Below are 16,112 nucleotides of genomic sequence, written 5' to 3'. Positions count from 1 at the left end.
CGGATTCGTGCTTCAGTCGGCCCAGCCCGGCGCGGCGTACACGACTTCGCCGCGGAAGCACGTCTCGATCGCGCGGGTTTGCGCGAACGTCTCGACGGGATGGGCGAACGGATTGCGATCGAGGATCGCGAAGCTCGCGTCCTTGCCCGCCTCGAGCGAACCCGTGCAGTCGTCGAAGCGCAGCGCATACGCGGTATTCACCGTATAGGCCTCGAGCATCGTGAGCAGGTCGAGGCGTTCGTGCGGATTCCACGGCGGGCTGTCGGGCTGGTCGATCAGCAGGTGCGTGACGCCTGTCTGGATGATCTGCATCGGGTCCATCGTGCTGACCGACCAGTCGGAGCCGGCCGCGAGCATCGCGCCGGCGTTGCGCAGGCTGCGGAACGGATAGTTGCGCGCGGTGCGTTCGGCGCCGAGCAGGTCGCGATAGAGCTGCTGCTGCTCTTCGCGCGCGGCCGTCCACAGCGTCTGCACGCTGGCGATCGCGCCGAGCCGGTTGAAGCGGCTCATGTCGGCCGGATCGACGAGCTGCAGGTGCGCGAGCTGCGCGCGGCGGTCGCGCATGCCGTTGCGGATCCGGACATATTCGAGCGCGTCGAGCGTCATGCGCACCGCGTGGTCGGCGAGCGTGTGGAAGTGCAGGTCGAAGCCGGCGGAATCGGCGAGCAGGCAGATCTCGTTCAGCGCGTCCTGGCTCCACAGCGCGAGGCCGCAGTCGTCGGTGCCGGCGTACGGCTCGAGCAGCGCGGCGGTTTTCGATTCGGGCACGCCGTCGACGAAGATCTTCACCGTATGCAGGCGCAGGTTGTCGCATTCGTACGCGCGACGCCAGGCGGCGAAGCGCTCGATCTGCTCGCGCGGATCGCGGCGCGGGTTCGCATAGAGGCCCGCGCTCATGTACACCTTCAGCGTGCCCGCGCGTTGCGCGTCGGCATACGCCTTGAGTTCGGCCTCCTCGACGCGTGCGTCGAACCAGCCGGTGATGCCGTAGCCGTGCGCCATCGCGTGCGCTTTCGCGAGCGACTTCGGGTAGCCGGCCGGGCTCAGTTGCGGAATGAGCGGGCAGACACGATAGAACGCCGCTTCGTGCACGACGCCGTTCGGTGCGCCGGACGCATCGCGTTCGTAAACGCCGCCGGCCGGGTCGGGCGTGTCGGCGTGGATGCCGGCCGCTTCGAGGCCCTTCGTGTTGAGGCAGCCGCTGTGCACGTCGAAGCCGACCACGAGCAGCGGCCGGTCGGGCACGATCCGGTCGAGCAGTTCGCGGGTCGGATACGCGCCGAATGCGGCCAGGTTGGCGCCGCCGAGATAGACCCACGGCTCGTTCGGCGTCGCATCGGCGCAGGCGCGGATGCGCTGCAGGATCGTGTCGGGATCGTTGATGCCGGACAGATCGAAGTCGCCGAGGATCTGGTGGCCTTCGAGCGGGTGCACGTGGCCGTCGATGAGGCCCGGCAGCATCAGCCTGCCGGCCAGGTCGACGGTGCGCGTCGCGGGGCCGATGAGTGGACGGATATCGTCGTCGCGGCCGACCGCGACGATCTTGCCGTCCCGGGTGGCGAGCGCCTGCGCGAAGCGGCGCTGCGCGTCGCCGGTGTAAAGCAGGCCGTTCAGGTAGGCGGTGTCGGCGTATTGCATGTGTCTCCTCCGGATGGGGGCTGTTCGACGGGCGCACGTGTCCGGCGGGCGGGCCGAGGGGCTCGTCCGGTCGCGTGAACCCGGTCGGGTTGGAATGGGATGGGGGCGGCTATGTGCCGGTGCTGCGCGGCAGGCGCCGCGATGCGTCGCGGTGAAGGCCGGCCGCGGCCGGGGCGTCATGCCGATCGCGCCGCCGGGCCTGAAGCGGCGGATCGATGGGCGACGCGCGCGCGGCCGTGCGGGCCGGCGTCCATCCGGTATTCGGCATTCGGTGTCTCCGTGGCATCCGACGCGTTCCCGTCGTCGGGTGAGTCAGATACTAGGAGCGGGGCGGCCGGCTGTCTGTCATCGTTTTTAGGACAACCTGCGACAAAGCCGGCGGGGGCGGCGGGTGTGGCCGGGATGCGGAGTCGTCGTCTAGCGCCCGCGGTCTGCCGGCGGTTCTTCCTCGGTCACGCACCACGCGAACAGCCCGGCCCGGTTCGCCACGCCGAGTTTCGCGAGCGCGCGCCCGAGATAGGTGCGCACGCTGCTCGGCTTGAGCGCGAGCGTGTCGGCGATCCGGGGGACGGGCCGGCCTTGCAGCACCGCGCGGCACACGAGCCGTTCGCGCTGCGACAGCGTTGCGCCGCTGGCCGACAGGCGCTGTTCGAACCGCTGCAGCAGCGCGCCGTCGTCCGAGCGGGGCGTCAGGCGGGCGAGCCGCGCGTGCTGGATCAGCAGCGGCAGCACGAAATCGCCGAGCTGCCGCAGCAGCGCCAGTTCGGCCAGCGTATAGGACGGCTGGCCGCGCCGGCGGAACAGCGAGAACGCATAGACATAGTCGCGCTCGCTGCCGAGCAGCGTGCAGTCTTCGCCGAGTTCGCCGAGCGCGAACTGGCGGCCGTATTCGGTTGCCGTGTCGACGTCCTCGTTGCACGAGAACACGAGCTGCGAATCGGTGGTGCGCTCGATGTGCGGGAGCAGCGTGTCGTTGCGCCAGTCGCCCTGTGTATACAGATCGAGCGCGTGGCGTGTGCCGTCGGGATCGTCGCCGCCCGCGAAGAACAGCACGTCGACGCTGTCGACCGAATGCGATGGCGCGTCACGCCGGTAGCGCGTCGCGACGCTGTAATGGGACTGAGGATCGACGGTTTCGCGCAGCCAGGCCCAAAGCCGGGCGGGAAACTGCGGACTGCCGAGGCTGGCGACCAGGTCGCCGGCATTGCTGAGGGAAATATGGGCGGGGCTCATCGTTGACACCGTCTTCGCGAACGGCCGCCCGTGCCGGCCGTGTTTCGCGTGCGACGGCGAGCCGGCGGCGCGGCGGCCGGCGGTGCGGTCATGCGGGACGGAGGCCGGCGCGGCGGCGAAGCTCGATTGTAGGAGACTTCGCCGCCGCGAGGCATTCGCGCTTGCCCGGCGGGCGGCCGATCGTCCGTCGACGGGCGGCGCGCATCGTTGCGCGCCGCGTGGCGGCCCGCGCGTCAGAACATCGTGTTCGCGTTCGCGGACGTTTCGGGTACTGGCTGGATCACGTCCCAGTGTTCGACGATCTTGCCGTCCTTCACGCGGAAGATGTCGACGACGGCCTCGCCGCGGTCGCCCGGGCGCTCGGTCGCGTGCACGTGCAGGTAGACGAGGTCGCCGTCGGTTGCGCTGCGCACGATGCGCGCGCGCGACGCCGGGTTCTTCTGGAAGGCGCCGACGAAGTACGACACGAACGGCTTCTTGCCGTCCGGTACGTGCGGGTTGTGCTGTTTGTAGTCGTCCGCGACGGCGGCGGCGGCCTCGACCGCTTCGTGCTTGTTGAAGAAGCGGTCGTAGAACGTCAGCACGAGCTGGCGGTTGGCTTCCTCGGCGGCCAGGTTGCGCGTGGCCGGGCCGGCGGCCAGCGCGGCCGTCGACGCGGCCAGCAGGACGAGCGCGGCAACGGTGCGAACGGGGGAGCGGAGCGATGACATGTAGCGGGTTCCTTGTCTGACGAAGCGTGGGTTGGCGCGCGATGCGCGACGGCGGGTCGGGCCGGCCATGACGATCGGCGGGCGACGGGGCAGGGTGGCGGATGCACGGGCGTTGTCGACGCGAGGGATTCGCCGCCCGGTTCGTATCGTCGAGATACGGAGTGGGCGCGTCGTCGTCATGCTTCGTTGAACTGCCGAATCCGTGCGGCTGCCGGGCCGCTCGAATGGTACAGTTGCCGCGAACCCGTCACAAGAAGTCAGCGCGGTGTGAACAGGTCACACCGCGCTGACCATGCGTTGCCCTTGAAAGAGAATCCCGTCATGCCGTTCCCGCCCGCCGACGAAACCGTCGAACTCGATCAGCCCTGCCCGATCCGCGATGTGCTCGACCGCATCGGCGACCAGTGGAGCCTGCTCGTGCTCGAAGCGCTGTCCGGCGGGACGATGCGTTTCAACGAACTCGCCCGCGCGATCGGCGATGTGTCGAAGCAGATGCTGTCACGCACGCTCAAGCGGCTCGAACAGGACGGCTTCGTCAGCCGCACGCTGTTCGCCGAAGTGCCGCCGCGCGTCGAATATGCGCTGACCGACCTCGGGCGTTCGTTCCTGACGCCGATGCAGGCGATGATCCAGTGGGCGGACGAACATCATCGCGCGATCTGCGCCGCGCGGCGCCGTGCACGGGAGCTGGACGGCGGCGGGCGCTGAGCAGGGCGTACGCGCTGTTTTGTCGATGGACGGTGTGCGGCGGATCGAGTGCGATGCGACGAGGCATGCCGCGATTGCATGTGCATTGCCGCATGTGATTTCGTTATCCGAATGATCTCGACGGGGCGGCAGGCATCGCCGAAGTTTCAATGTGCTCCGTTCGTCCCGAATGCGGGAATGCACTGGCGGTGCCCCGCTTGCGGAGTACGCGCCGGGGCGATTGCAATGGCGGTCTTTCGCTGCATGGCGCATGAGAGGTGCGGCAGGGGCTGGCCGAACCGGGATGGCGTACCGCAGACCGGCGGGCATATCGATTGCCGAGGGTGCCTGATCCGATGGACGCCTGGGCGCATGCGTCGGGGCGAGGTGGGGCAGGGTGCGCGGGGGCGCCTGCCGGGCATCATGATGTCGAGGCTGAATGGCGCGGGTTCGTCGCGCCGTCTGCTTCCGGGGCTGCCATCGGCCGAATGCGGGGTGCCGCGCGCCTGCCTATCGCCACGTGCCGTCGACGTAGATCCACACCTGTCCCTGGCGGCGCCAGTAGCCGGGCACCCATCGACGCCCGGGGCGCCGTGCGACCCAGCGGCCCGGCACCCATATATAGCGGCCTCGCTGCCAGCGCCAGTAACCGTCTGTCCATATATAGCCGTGCGGCCGTGGCGGCGGTGGGCGGCGATCGTGTCTCGCGGCCGGCGGCGCGAAGCCCGGGCGGTCCGCATAGGGCGGCCTGCCGGGCGCGCGGTTCGGGCCGGGCGGCCGATATCCGGGCGGCGGGGGCGGCACGGGCTGGGCCGAAGCGGCACGAAGCCAGCCGCCGGTGCCGACGAAGGCGGCGGTCAATCCGATGGCGCGCAACACGGAGCGTCGATTCATGGCGTGTCCTGTTCAGTATTCGAGGCTGCCTTACATTAGCCTGCCAGTCCGCCGGGCGGGTTACGCGTACGGTCAAGGCTGTTACCGTGTGTCACGGCAGGCGGGCGAACCGCCAGCGGGCGGAGGCCGGTCTCGCTGTTTTTCTGCGGCTGACGATGGATGTTGCCCGCGCTGCACGAACGTCGCGTCCTGTTTACCGGCTGACGGATGTGTTTTAGGCGCTCGGAGCCAGAAATTCGAGATCGAAGCGGGTAAAATTTGCCGATTCCGGGGTGCCGTGCCGAATCCGTTTGTTGTTTCTATGCAACCGTCAAGACGATGACATGAAAGAATGGTGCGATGGAAGCCTCCAAAAAGCCCCCGTCAAGAAGTCAAAAACAAACGTCAAAACAAATACTTATAACTCGGCCCCACTTTCATTATTTCTAGTTCTGGAAAAGCTTATTTCTTTATTTGCGGATCGCTCCCCTAGGGTACACCCCTAAACTCACGGTTCCCAAACGGGCAACTATCCGGGCGCGGCCAGCAGGATCGATGGCGCTCCCGGGCGGTTGCAGACCGTTTATGAACAAGGTCGCGAGACCTGCCTCTTTTTAGAAGGGAGCTCCACGAATGAACAAGACTCTGATCGTTGCAGCAGCTGCAGCATCGTTCGCAACCGTCGCTCACGCGCAAAGCAGCGTCACGCTGTACGGCGTGCTGGACGCAGGCATCACCTACCAAAGCAACGTCGGCGGCAAGTCGCTGTGGTCGATGGGCTCGGGCGTTGACCAAAGCCGTTTCGGTCTGCGTGGTTCGGAAGACCTCGGTGGCGGCCTGAAGGCAATCTTCACGTTGGAAAGCGGTTTCAACATCGGTAACGGCAAGCTGGGCAACAACGGCGGCATGTTCAACCGCCAGGCTTTCGTTGGCCTGTCGAGCCAGTACGGCACGGTTACGCTGGGTAAGCAATACGACGCAACGCAAGACTACCTGGCGCCGCTGACGGCAACGGGCTCGTGGGGCGGCACGTACTTCGCGCACCCGATCAACAACGATCGTCTGAGCACGAACGGCGACGTCGCGCTGAACAACTCGATCAAGTACACGAGCGCTAACTACGCTGGCCTGCAATTCGGCGGCACGTACTCGTTCTCGAACAGCACGAACTTCGGCAACAACCGTGCATACAGCGCGGGTGCTGCATACCAGTTCCAAGGCCTGAAGCTGGCAGCAGCTTACTCGCAAGCGAACCTGGGTGACGGTACGAACACGAGCGGCGCATCGTCGATCAACGCACAAGGCCGTGTCCGTACGTACGGCGCTGCTGCTGGTTACGCATTCGGCCCGGCACAAGTCGGTGCTGCATGGACGCAATCGCGTATCGACAACCAGGCTAACGGTGTTGGCACGCTGCGCGCTGACAACTACGAAGTCAACGCAAAGTACAACCTGACGCCGGCTCTCGGCCTGGGTGCTGCTTACACGTACACGAACGCGAAGGTCAACAACGGCAGCTCGCACTGGAACCAGTTCGGCGTTCAAGCTGACTACGCACTGTCGAAGCGCACCGACGTCTACGCACAAGCTGTGTACCAGCGTGGCGCGAAGGGCAACAACATCGTCGGCACGGGCATCTACAACGGCGACAACACGACGGCTTCGAGCTCGTCGATCAACCAAACCGCAGCAACGGTTGGTCTGCGTCACCGCTTCTAAGCGTGACGGCGGGGTAACCCGCTTCGCAGTATCGAAAAAGGCGCCTTCGGGCGCCTTTTTTTCGTCTGTGGAACGAGGTGTCGGCGATTCGCATCTTCCGGATGCAAAAAAGCGAGGCGTGTGCCTCGCTTTTCTCGTTGTGCGTCGTTGCGGGGCGATACCCGCCGCAGATGGCTCAGCGCGTGTATTCGCCGTTGGCTTCCGGCTGGAACACGATCGCGGCGACCTTCATCAGCTTTTCGGCGCCGCTCGGCTGCATCACCTTGACCATCTGGCCGCGTTGGGTGCCCAACAGTGCCATACCGACGGGCGAGAAGACGTTCAGGCGGCCCAGTTCGAGATTGGCGGCATCCGGATAAACAATCGTCCAGGTGGCCTGTTCCTGGGACGCTTCGTCAAGCAGCGTGATTTGCGAATTCATCGTGACGACGTTCGCCTTGATGGCATCGGGCTGGACGATGTCGGCGCGCTCGAGCAGCGTATCGAGCATCGTCTGGAAGCGCGGGTTGTGTTCGGCGTGTTTCTCGAGGCGAGCAACGTCGAGTTCGGTCAACTGATAAAGGCGTTGTTTCATGGCTGTTCTCCAAATGATCGGCAGGGGCAGGCGTGGCGTGCCTATGAGGATCGCCCGGAGCCTGTCTGACCTGGCTCCGGGAGGAGGCCGAGCCGTCAGATCAGGCGCCGGGCAGGGGCGAGCGGCGCTTGGGCCGTGCGTCGAGCGAGGGGATGCGCCGGATGACCGGCGCGCGCGCGCACGCCGGCCGGGCCGGACGGCGAAACCGAAAGGGGCGTGAGCGCGTACATGGTGGATGGAAGATCGACTGACGAATAAAACCTTACGATTCTACAACACAACCTTCGGAATATGTGATCTGGCCGTCGGCAGTTCGTCAGCGATTGTTGTGCTGCTGAAGCAAGTTGTCGCGACATCGCCCGAAAAATGTCGTCTATTTTTGTCGAAATCGCAACGCTGTATGTTCAAACTAAGGGTTTCCCCTTGGAGATGCGAGAACTACACTTCATTCAATCGCTTCAGACAGTCCTGCCGAGGCGACGTCATAAGAGAACATATTCCGGAGGTAAATCATGAAGTCGATCATCTACGCAGCCATCGCCGCATCCGTCCTTGCCACCCCGATCGCATCGTTTGCACAGTCCGAGCAGGGTTTGACCCGCGACCAGGTCAAGGCCGAGCTCGTGCAACTCGAACAGAACGGCTACAAGCCGCTGGCGAGCGATTCGCAGTATCCGGACAACATCCAGGCCGCCGAACAACGCATTCAACCGAACCAGCCGATGCTCGCGCAAGCCGATACGAGCGGCTACGGTGCCGTGGCAACGGGTGCCGGGCAAGCCGGCCGCCGCATGACGCGTGAAGCACCGAACCCCGTGAACTCGGTCTACTTCGGGAACTGAACACCGCCGGGTCTGCCCGAGCGCACCGCTTAATCGACGAGACGCGCGCCAGTTGCGCGCGTCATTCGCCCGCAGGAGCAGAACCTCCGTCGCCGCATTCCGGCGGCTTTCCGCCCAGACGCTCACGCGTTTGGGCCTTTTTTGCTGGGGCGGGTCAGGCGGACGTAACCGCAGGCGTACCGTGGATATAGTGTTCGAGCTGGCTGATCGTGAACTGCTGATCGGCAATCACGCTCTTGACGAGGTCGCCGATCGAGATGAGGCCGACCAGCTTGCCGCCGTCGAGGACGGGCAGGTGGCGCATCCGGTGTTCAGTCATCAGCGCCATGCACTCGTCGGTGGATTGCGACGGTTCGACGTAGCGCACCTTCGCCGTCATGATTTCCTCGACGCGGGTGGCTTTCGACGAGCGATCCTGCAGGACGACCTTGCGCGCGTAATCGCGCTCGGTGACGATGCCCGCTATGTCGTCGCCGTCCACGACCAGCAGCGCGCCGATGCCCTTTTCCGCCATCAGCTTGATGGCGTCGTAGACGAGATCGGTCTTCGTGACGGTATAGATGGTGCGGCCCGAATCCGGCTTGGCCTTGAGAATCTGCGCGACAGTCGTGCTCATTCGCTTTCTCCGTGTGCAGGTCGATGCAGGGCAGGCAGGGCGTGATGCGTGTCACCCGATGAGCCCAGTATAGCCGCGCAGGTGGCGGCAGTCGCGTGACGATTCCAGATTAGCGGTAAACTCCTGTCACGCACTATCCACACAACTCCTACATTCCTGAACGTTTCGATTGAATTCATGATGTCTTCGCGTCCACAATCGCCCACGCCGGGCAAATCGAAAGCTTCATAGGAACATTCCTATTTCGGTTTTAGTCTTTTTAAGACCTTGATTTACAAGGTAAATTTACAGACCTTGGCTCCGGGTGGAGTTTTCGCGGAAGTGGTCTAAAAAAGTCGAAGTTACGCGGAAGTTACGCGACACGGTAAGATGATGACTATTGCTCATCATCCGGGGGAACCGTGGCAACACCAAAACCAAGCATTCAGTCACGAACTGCTCGCGCCAAGCTTGCGCATCAGAATGAACCGTATTGGCATAGCCTTCGGCGCGGTCTACATCTTGGCTACAGAACGTCCACGCTGGGCCCCGGAACATGGGTCGGACGGCTGTATCTCGACAAGCGATATCACCACACAACCCTCGAAGAGCAAGCCGAATTTGACGAAGCTCGAAAGGCGGTTGAGCAATGGGCCGATGCTGTCGTCAAAGGTACTGGAAAGCGGGCAGACGATCCGACAGCGCCAGTTACGGTTGAGGACGCCTGCCGGAAGTACGTTGAGGACTTGGAGAACCGGAAGGGGAAAAGGAGCGCTTACGACGCGTCCAACCGATTCGAACGCTTGGTATACGGCAAGCCGATAGGGAAGACCGTGCTTGCCCTGTTGGAATCGAAACAGGTCACAGGATGGCACCGCAATCAAACGAAAGGTGCCGAAGGTGAAGATGATCTCCGAAAGGCGCGCGACTCTGCTAACCGCAATCTAAAGAGCCTCAAAGCCGCGCTGAACTTCGCGCGCGACAACAAGTGGGTTGATAGTGACTTGCAGTGGAAGGTCGTGAAGTACTTCGAAAAGGTCGATATGGGCCGCGATGGCTTCCTGACCGTCGAGCAGCGCAATCATCTACTTAACTGCATGCCAGAAGATTTGCGCCTATTCGCAACCGCACTCGTGCTGCTTGGATGCCGTCCGGGAGAACTCGTTAAGGCTCGCGTCTCGGACTACAACCCGCACTCGGGAACGCTCATCCTGCGCCCGAGCAAAACAAAATCACGCACGATAACTCTCTCAACAAAGGCCCGCGAATTATTTGATGCGCAAGCGAAGGACAGGGGTAGGGATGCCTACCTGTTCGTAACTGATCATCATAAGAAATGGACCGTTGACGCGTGGCACAGCCGATTTGTTAAGGCTCGCGAAAAGGCTGGACTTCCGGAGGCGGTCTTGTATTTCACGCGGCACACATTCATTACAGAGCTTTTGACGAAAGGCGTGCCGATACTTGACGTAGCGAAATTTACAGGAACTTCGGTCAAGCACATCGACAGAAATTATGGTCACTTGACGAAAGAGGGGCAAGACCGCATTAATCGCGTGGCGATCTTGTAGTAAGAAAAGCCCGCGACGCTAGCGGGCCTTTCCGATTCCTAATCCGCGCCTCCGTGGCCTTGTCTAGGCGCTGTATGAATCACAAGTCACAGTAGATGAAGGACAACATTTCCTGTGCCAAGCTGGCCCAATCATCGGGGCTACGTGATGACCACGCGTGATGCGGGCCATTGAGCGCTTCTCGGAATTGATGAAGTCTCTTTGCTTGTTCTTCGGTAAGCGCTTCTGCCGACTCAAGCCCGGTAATCAGTTCGCCTAGTTGGCATTTATTGAGGCCGTTGTCAAAAATTTGCTGCCTATATCGCTCATGAACTTCGGTTTCCAGGAATACTCTCAGGTCCGAATCAATTTCGCGATCACGTGCACCGTCAATAAAACTTCGAAGTTTCTTGTATTTCCGATGGTGCTCGGTTTCGATAAAATCCTCTTCCGTACCGGTGCATAATCCAGTTCCGTTTGCATCTTTGGTCAACTTCAGCACCGCCATGCTGCCCGTCAATCTCATGTCGACCAACATATGGCGGGCAAGTTTCGGATAATGTGTCAGAAAAATAGCTTGGCAAAATTTATCAAGAGCGGATTGAATCTCCATCATCGTTACTGAGATTCTATTGTCATCAAAGCTCGTAACGGGGTCATCAAAAATCAGTATCGTTTTGTTCTTTTCTTCGTCTGTCATTATTGACAGTCTTGCCCAAAATATGGACAAGGCCAATGCTCGTCTGTCCGATTCGCTAAAGACTCGAACCAATTGCGATGTTGGTATCTTCTTTCCTTTGAACTTGACAATAAGAGATATAACGGGCTGATGTCCCTTTGCATCGAGGGCGGTATCTGTACTGATAGTGAAATCGCGTGACCCAAATTTGACGAAGTAGTGGTTGATTTTCTCAAAAAACTTCGCAAGGAAAGCGGACTGCTGCTGCGACAGTTCCTGTTGATCTTTCTTTATTTTTAAGTCGAGATCAGAGATTTTTTCCGATAGTGCTTTATACTCTTCGCACGTGGCATCCATTTGGATGCGTCTTTTTTTTAAGCCGAACGTGCCTAGTTCGACGTTGTGAGAGTTTATCTCCTGATTTAGTTTGTCAATTTCTATTGACCGCTTAAATGCAGTTATTTCGTCATTGATCTTTTGGGTGATTTCATTGTATTCGGCAACTGCGTTTCCAATGGCTTCTTCGGAAAGCAATAGCGGTGTGCTATCTAATCCCTCAATTTCATCGTGAGGAATTTTCCGCTTAGTTTCAATGAGTTGGGCCATTTTGGGCTGTATGTCATCCCAAAGCTGATTAAATGCATCTGCACTCTTAGTAAGATCGACTGCTGCCTTTTCTAGTGCCGATGGAAGTGGTTTGAATGAATCGCTGTCTGCCAACTCCGGGTACAGCTGAATTGTATTGAGATTCGCTTGTATTTTTGCTTCGTAAGTGACGCCGCTGTATTTTTGGAAGCGATCAAACGCGGACTTCATGTTTGTGCTGAGTTCAGCGAATTTTGTTTTGAATGTTTCGTTAAAGCTTTTTCGATATACGTCGATGAGTTCGTTGGCTTGTTCGCCAAGAGGTTGTGAGCAAAACGGACATTCATTTCCCCCAGTGAATTCTAGCCCTTGGCGAATCCACTGCTGAGCATCCGATCGTTGCTGCATGTGGGTACTAATGTGCAGCTCCAATTTCCTCTTCGCCTCTTCGTCAACGGCCTGGAGTGATAGTTTAAGGGATTCGTTGAGTTGATTAATCGCATCGCCAGCTCCTATAGCGAAGCGGCAATCAACCAGCTCTGGGCGCGTGACAATCTTATGTGCGTTGGCAATCTGCTTTTGCTTCCTGTCAATGGAAACGTTTAATTGTGCTATAGCTGCTTCAACTGCGACCTCAGACTCAGATACCTTGGTGTTTATGAAAGCCTGAATATTCGGGATGCCATTGAACCCTTTTTCAAGAATTTTCAGCTCACTCTTTTTCTGGGCTTGCGCCTTGCTTTCGGCTGCAATTTGCTCGGCATGAATCACTCCCTGTTCGCCTAGTACAAACTGGGTCAACGCTTCTTTATTCCGTCTCTCTATGTCTTGACCTGTAAAAAGATTGCGCGAAATGAAACCTGAATCAAAGACTGAAAATTTCATCGCGTAGGGTACTGGGTCTGTCCATGAATCATCTTGGAATCGGAGGGACACCTCGGGTTGTCCATCCTCCGACACGCTCAGCAATACCTTCTGTGCGGCTGATGCAGGGATGGTTTTCCTTTCCTTTATTGGTGTCGTATCAGGGGTCTCCAACGTCCTCAGCACGTCACATAGAGTAGACTTACCGTAGCTGTTGCTGCCGTATATCAGCGTTAGTTTCTTTAATTCGACTGCAGCTGCCTTGCACGAAATATAAGGACCCACGCCCGATATTTCTTTGATTCTTTTAAGCATTTTTGACCCCGGTTTCTGTTGGTTTTAGGACGCGCTTGAGACGTCAGCGATAGTCAGATCGTAGCTTCGTGCCCCTTCGCTAGCGACGATGCAATGGCTGAATCCCGGCCACACGATTGTACGCCCGCCAACGCACATGCCGAAGGCAACGGACATTGAAAAAAAATTGGGCTAATCCGAATTAGGATTAGCCCCTGCCTGAATATCAGCAACCGTGTATTCCGCCATCATCTTGGTTGTTCTGGACACGCTGACCTTGTTGCTGTGGCGTGCTGTTGCCATCCAAAACACCAGCGACCAATGGCCCGAGTTGGCGAACCGGAGCACCAAGCGCGCGAACAGCGATCGGACGGCTACTGAGCAGAGCCGGTACTGCGTCACGTACACGCGGCAGGTACGGAAGCGAAACGGTAGCGGCTTTGAGTGCTGTAATCGGGTTTGCCAAGAAACCACCGGCACCGATGGCCGCATTAAGCGCGGCACGTCCTGCGGTGCCCGAATCTGGAACCGTCGCGCCTAGCAGTGGTTGCGCGGTCTGCGCCAATTGCTGCTCCGGGTCTCCACCGCCACCGCTTGATGTTGCGCGCTGCGCCCCGGTCTGACCCGCACGTGTGCGTTGGGTATGCGCGCGATTATGGAATGGCAGCGCTTAATGCTCAGATAGCGAACTATCGGAATCAAGGCGGGGCAGGAGGCGCAGAGGAAGCGAGCCAAACACCGAGATTCCAAGCGTATGCGAACGAAGTATCGAATGCTGCACGATTACTGCGCACGGGTAGGGGAAAAGCTTGGCGGGCAGGTATCGCGCGATGTTATTTACGCGCGAAAGTGGTAGTTGAGCCCGTCAACCTTCACAGCGTGAAGTAGCTGCGTTACAGTGATCCGGTTAGTTCGGGGGCAGGTGCTTTGTTCAGTATTGACGATTTTGAAATAATCGATTGATTTATTGGCGAACCTATTTATGGCTGATGTAAAAAAGATTCCTTACTATAAACCGCAAAAAGGTTTGCTGGGGCCAGAGTTGAAGAAGTACGAGGGTGCGCAAGGATGCGTCCCGCTTGAGACTCAAAAGACGGTATCAATCGATAGGCTTGCTCCGGGCGAAAAACCTCCGCCACCCCCTCCGCCGCCACCAAAGCCGGTCGCGGAGCCGCCCAAAGCTCAGAAGCCACCCGAGGCACCGCAGGCGAAGCAACAGCCGAAGACCCAAGAGCCACCCAAGCAAGCCGAGGCCGAAGTTTGCGAGAATCCGCCGCCTTTTGATTTGCAGGATGTGCCTATCGCGATGGATAACTTGGGCTGGAAAGTGTCCGCTAAACTCGCGCGCCGTTGGTTCGCGGGTCCAGAGCACATTTACAACGATAATGCTAAGTCGATCCAGCCAATTGACAGTGACAGCGTAACCCTAGACTGGGCGCTGAAATTCGGAAGTGTCCGAAAGAAGTACGAAAAACTTCTTGCCGAGGATGTCTATCGAGACGCCGCGATGGTCGAAGCAAGGACAAAAATTCTCGCAAGAGCTAACAAAATGTTCTCAGAGAATCGAGGGGCGAATCTCAATATCAATACGACTCAATTTTTGTCGGATATCCTTCAGTTTCATATCGATTGGCAATTTCAGCTTGCATCGATTGGAAATTGGGATACGTTGGAAAATCTCACGCCTACCGATCTTACGGGGGCGTTGGCGAACTTCAACATATACGCAGCCGTTGGCAATGTAGAAATTACTGGTGAGAAGTATTATCGATATGAAAAGACCAGTAACTTTTATTGCCAGAATGCCGTTGCAAACATTACGCATGTGTACGTTTACGTCAAAGATAATTACTCATTCAACGGCATTCAATATTTGGGCCACTGGAACAAGCGCGGTGTGATCATCGCGCCGGGGCCTGTGATCAGTGGAGCGGCGTCTAGTTCGCCCAAGCGTGACACTGATGCCGATATTTGGGTAAAAAGCATCAACAAGCCCGTCGATACGAGAAAAAGTCTGTTCGGTAAGTTCAAAGAGCCTGACGTGTTCTATCCAGTCTACAACTCAGATTACAACCGATGGCGTGCCAAGCACCACAGGGGCGAGGATTTTATGATATATTCGAAACCCGTTTATTTGAAGTTGAAGAAGCCCATTGAAATTAAACTTGGTGAAATATGCAGATTAGCGCCGTCAGACTCGTTGGGTTAGCCGCTCTTGCGTTTTTGCTGGTTGGCTTTTCCGTCCATTTGGCTAGGCCAAAGTATGATCGATGTGATTTCTTTGAAAAAGAACTGAATGGCGGGAAAAAGGAATTCGGGGGTGTGGAATACTATGCGAAGTTGTGCGGCGCGGATATCCGCAACGGACATGAAGTGAGATTCCAGCTTTTCGATGGGGCCGGAGAATTGCGTGCTCAACGCTATTTTTCATACTACGTAAATACGGCAACTGAGCGAGAATTGGTAGATGGTGTTGGCGGAATCGTCTATTACGATAGCTCAAGCAGTGACGTGATGAAGTTGCTTGCGATCCCCCCGACTACATGGGATTGGATTCGGGCGCGACTACCCTTGTTTTAATTGTGCTGATTGGGCGTAAAAGAAAAGCCCCCGAACCTTCACAGGCCGGGGGCTTTTTCTTTGCTTCTAATCAACGAGAATTACGCCACGTAGCGCGGCTTCGTGCTCCACGGTAGTCTGACCCGTGCATACGCGGTTCTCAGCTTCACGCCGCAACCGCAATCCCTTCACTTCCTGCAACGAGCCGGCCGGACCCACGCGTGCATACTTGTACTCAAGAATCTTCGCGCATGCCTTGTCCACGTCACCCGCCAAGAGAAGGGGGCGCAGTGATCCGGCATTCAACGCACCGATTCCAAGGTTGTGCACGAAGTCGATCAGGATGACCTCCTGTCCCTGCGTAAGCGGCACGTCGTAGCCAATCGAAGCGCGTAGCTGCGCCTCGTCCTTGTTCAAGTCTTTGATGAGAAGTCGCCCGCATTCCTCATTGGTGTAGGTTGGCTTGGTTATCTTCTCTGTGCCGATTCGGTCGGTATGCCCTGCGCACACGGTAGAAACGCCGCCCTGATCCTTGTAGACCGTATTGCGCCAGCCTTCCCACCCGGTGACGAAGGGCGCAGCCGCAACCACTGCCGCGCTGGCAGCGCCGACCAGCGTAAGCGTGTCCCCAGCACCGTCTCGACTGGGTGAAAAGAAGTTGCCAGAGTAGTCCCCACCAAAGTAGTGGAGACCAAATTGGCAACAGACGC

At 58.9% G+C, this 16,112-nt stretch carries 14 protein-coding genes; 5 read left to right on the top strand and 9 right to left on the bottom strand.

What is annotated here, in order from left to right; all coding sequences use genetic code 11:
- Window positions 1–12: 12 nt before the first annotated feature.
- From ABIC51_RS18090 to ABIC51_RS18080, 3 genes are all read right to left on the bottom strand, one after another.
- Window positions 13–1,638 carry an amidohydrolase gene (locus ABIC51_RS18090; protein ID WP_175897591.1) on the bottom strand — a complete coding sequence of 542 codons (1,626 nt, stop codon included), beginning with the start codon at window positions 1,636–1,638 and terminating at the stop codon, window positions 13–15.
- Between the two features lie 417 nt (window positions 1,639–2,055).
- A complete protein-coding gene (locus ABIC51_RS18085; protein WP_027789410.1) occupies window positions 2,056–2,871 on the bottom strand; it encodes a helix-turn-helix transcriptional regulator in 816 nt (271 codons plus the stop codon).
- Window positions 2,872–3,104: 233 nt separating this feature from the next.
- A complete protein-coding gene (locus tag ABIC51_RS18080; protein ID WP_175897590.1) occupies window positions 3,105–3,581 on the bottom strand; it encodes a nuclear transport factor 2 family protein in 477 nt (158 codons plus the stop codon).
- A gap of 321 nt (window positions 3,582–3,902) precedes the next feature.
- On the opposite strand from ABIC51_RS18080, the gene ABIC51_RS18075 reads away from it, so the two are divergent.
- On the top strand, window positions 3,903–4,289 hold the full coding sequence (locus tag ABIC51_RS18075; protein WP_027789408.1) for a winged helix-turn-helix transcriptional regulator: 387 nt from the start codon (window positions 3,903–3,905) through the stop codon (window positions 4,287–4,289).
- Between the two features lie 489 nt (window positions 4,290–4,778).
- Here ABIC51_RS18075 and ABIC51_RS18070 read toward each other — a convergent pair whose 3' ends face one another.
- Window positions 4,779–5,162 carry a YXWGXW repeat-containing protein gene (locus tag ABIC51_RS18070; protein WP_081066229.1) on the bottom strand — a complete coding sequence of 128 codons (384 nt, stop codon included), beginning with the start codon at window positions 5,160–5,162 and terminating at the stop codon, window positions 4,779–4,781.
- A 612-nt stretch (window positions 5,163–5,774) separates the two neighbouring features.
- On the opposite strand from ABIC51_RS18070, the gene ABIC51_RS18065 reads away from it, so the two are divergent.
- The gene (locus ABIC51_RS18065) at window positions 5,775–6,860 is read left to right on the top strand and encodes a porin (protein WP_354006579.1); all 1,086 of its coding nucleotides are present in this window, start codon (window positions 5,775–5,777) and stop codon (window positions 6,858–6,860) included.
- Window positions 6,861–7,035: 175 nt separating this feature from the next.
- On the opposite strand, the gene ABIC51_RS18060 is transcribed toward ABIC51_RS18065, so the two are convergent.
- Entirely contained in the window at window positions 7,036–7,434 is a 399-nt protein-coding gene (locus tag ABIC51_RS18060; RefSeq protein ID WP_021162294.1) for a GreA/GreB family elongation factor, read from the bottom strand.
- A 512-nt stretch (window positions 7,435–7,946) separates the two neighbouring features.
- On the opposite strand from ABIC51_RS18060, the gene ABIC51_RS18055 reads away from it, so the two are divergent.
- Entirely contained in the window at window positions 7,947–8,276 is a 330-nt protein-coding gene (locus ABIC51_RS18055; protein ID WP_091919085.1) for a DUF4148 domain-containing protein, read from the top strand.
- Window positions 8,277–8,430: 154 nt separating this feature from the next.
- Here ABIC51_RS18055 and ABIC51_RS18050 read toward each other — a convergent pair whose 3' ends face one another.
- Window positions 8,431–8,892, bottom strand: coding sequence for a CBS domain-containing protein (locus tag ABIC51_RS18050; RefSeq protein ID WP_021162297.1), 462 nt, complete (start codon window positions 8,890–8,892; stop codon window positions 8,431–8,433).
- A gap of 401 nt (window positions 8,893–9,293) precedes the next feature.
- Here ABIC51_RS18050 and ABIC51_RS18045 point away from each other — a divergent pair, with 401 nt between their 5' ends.
- The gene (locus tag ABIC51_RS18045) at window positions 9,294–10,442 is read left to right on the top strand and encodes a tyrosine-type recombinase/integrase (RefSeq protein WP_175861318.1); all 1,149 of its coding nucleotides are present in this window, start codon (window positions 9,294–9,296) and stop codon (window positions 10,440–10,442) included.
- A gap of 79 nt (window positions 10,443–10,521) precedes the next feature.
- Here ABIC51_RS18045 and ABIC51_RS18040 read toward each other — a convergent pair whose 3' ends face one another.
- Window positions 10,522–12,864 (bottom strand): AAA family ATPase, encoded by a 2,343-nt coding sequence (locus ABIC51_RS18040; protein WP_175861320.1) that lies wholly within the window; start codon window positions 12,862–12,864, stop codon window positions 10,522–10,524.
- Between the two features lie 961 nt (window positions 12,865–13,825).
- Between ABIC51_RS18040 and ABIC51_RS18035 the strand changes: the two genes are divergently transcribed.
- Complete coding sequence (locus tag ABIC51_RS18035; RefSeq protein WP_175861322.1) at window positions 13,826–15,052, top strand: DUF6402 family protein; 1,227 nt, start codon at window positions 13,826–13,828, stop codon at window positions 15,050–15,052.
- Here ABIC51_RS18035 and ABIC51_RS18030 read toward each other — a convergent pair.
- Window positions 15,049–15,261, bottom strand: coding sequence for a hypothetical protein (locus tag ABIC51_RS18030; protein ID WP_175861324.1), 213 nt, complete (start codon window positions 15,259–15,261; stop codon window positions 15,049–15,051). The genes ABIC51_RS18035 and ABIC51_RS18030 overlap by 4 nt on opposite strands.
- Window positions 15,262–15,489: 228 nt before the next feature.
- Window positions 15,490–15,993 (bottom strand): lysozyme, encoded by a 504-nt coding sequence (locus tag ABIC51_RS18025; protein ID WP_354006595.1) that lies wholly within the window; start codon window positions 15,991–15,993, stop codon window positions 15,490–15,492.
- Between the last annotated feature and the right edge of the window lie 119 nt (window positions 15,994–16,112).

The sequence above is a fragment of the Burkholderia sp. 572 genome, from assembly GCF_040545135.1.
Lineage (GTDB): Bacteria > Pseudomonadota > Gammaproteobacteria > Burkholderiales > Burkholderiaceae > Burkholderia > Burkholderia cepacia.
The sequence above is the reverse complement of the archived record's forward strand: the minus strand, read 5'-3'. Positions and strand labels throughout refer to the sequence as shown.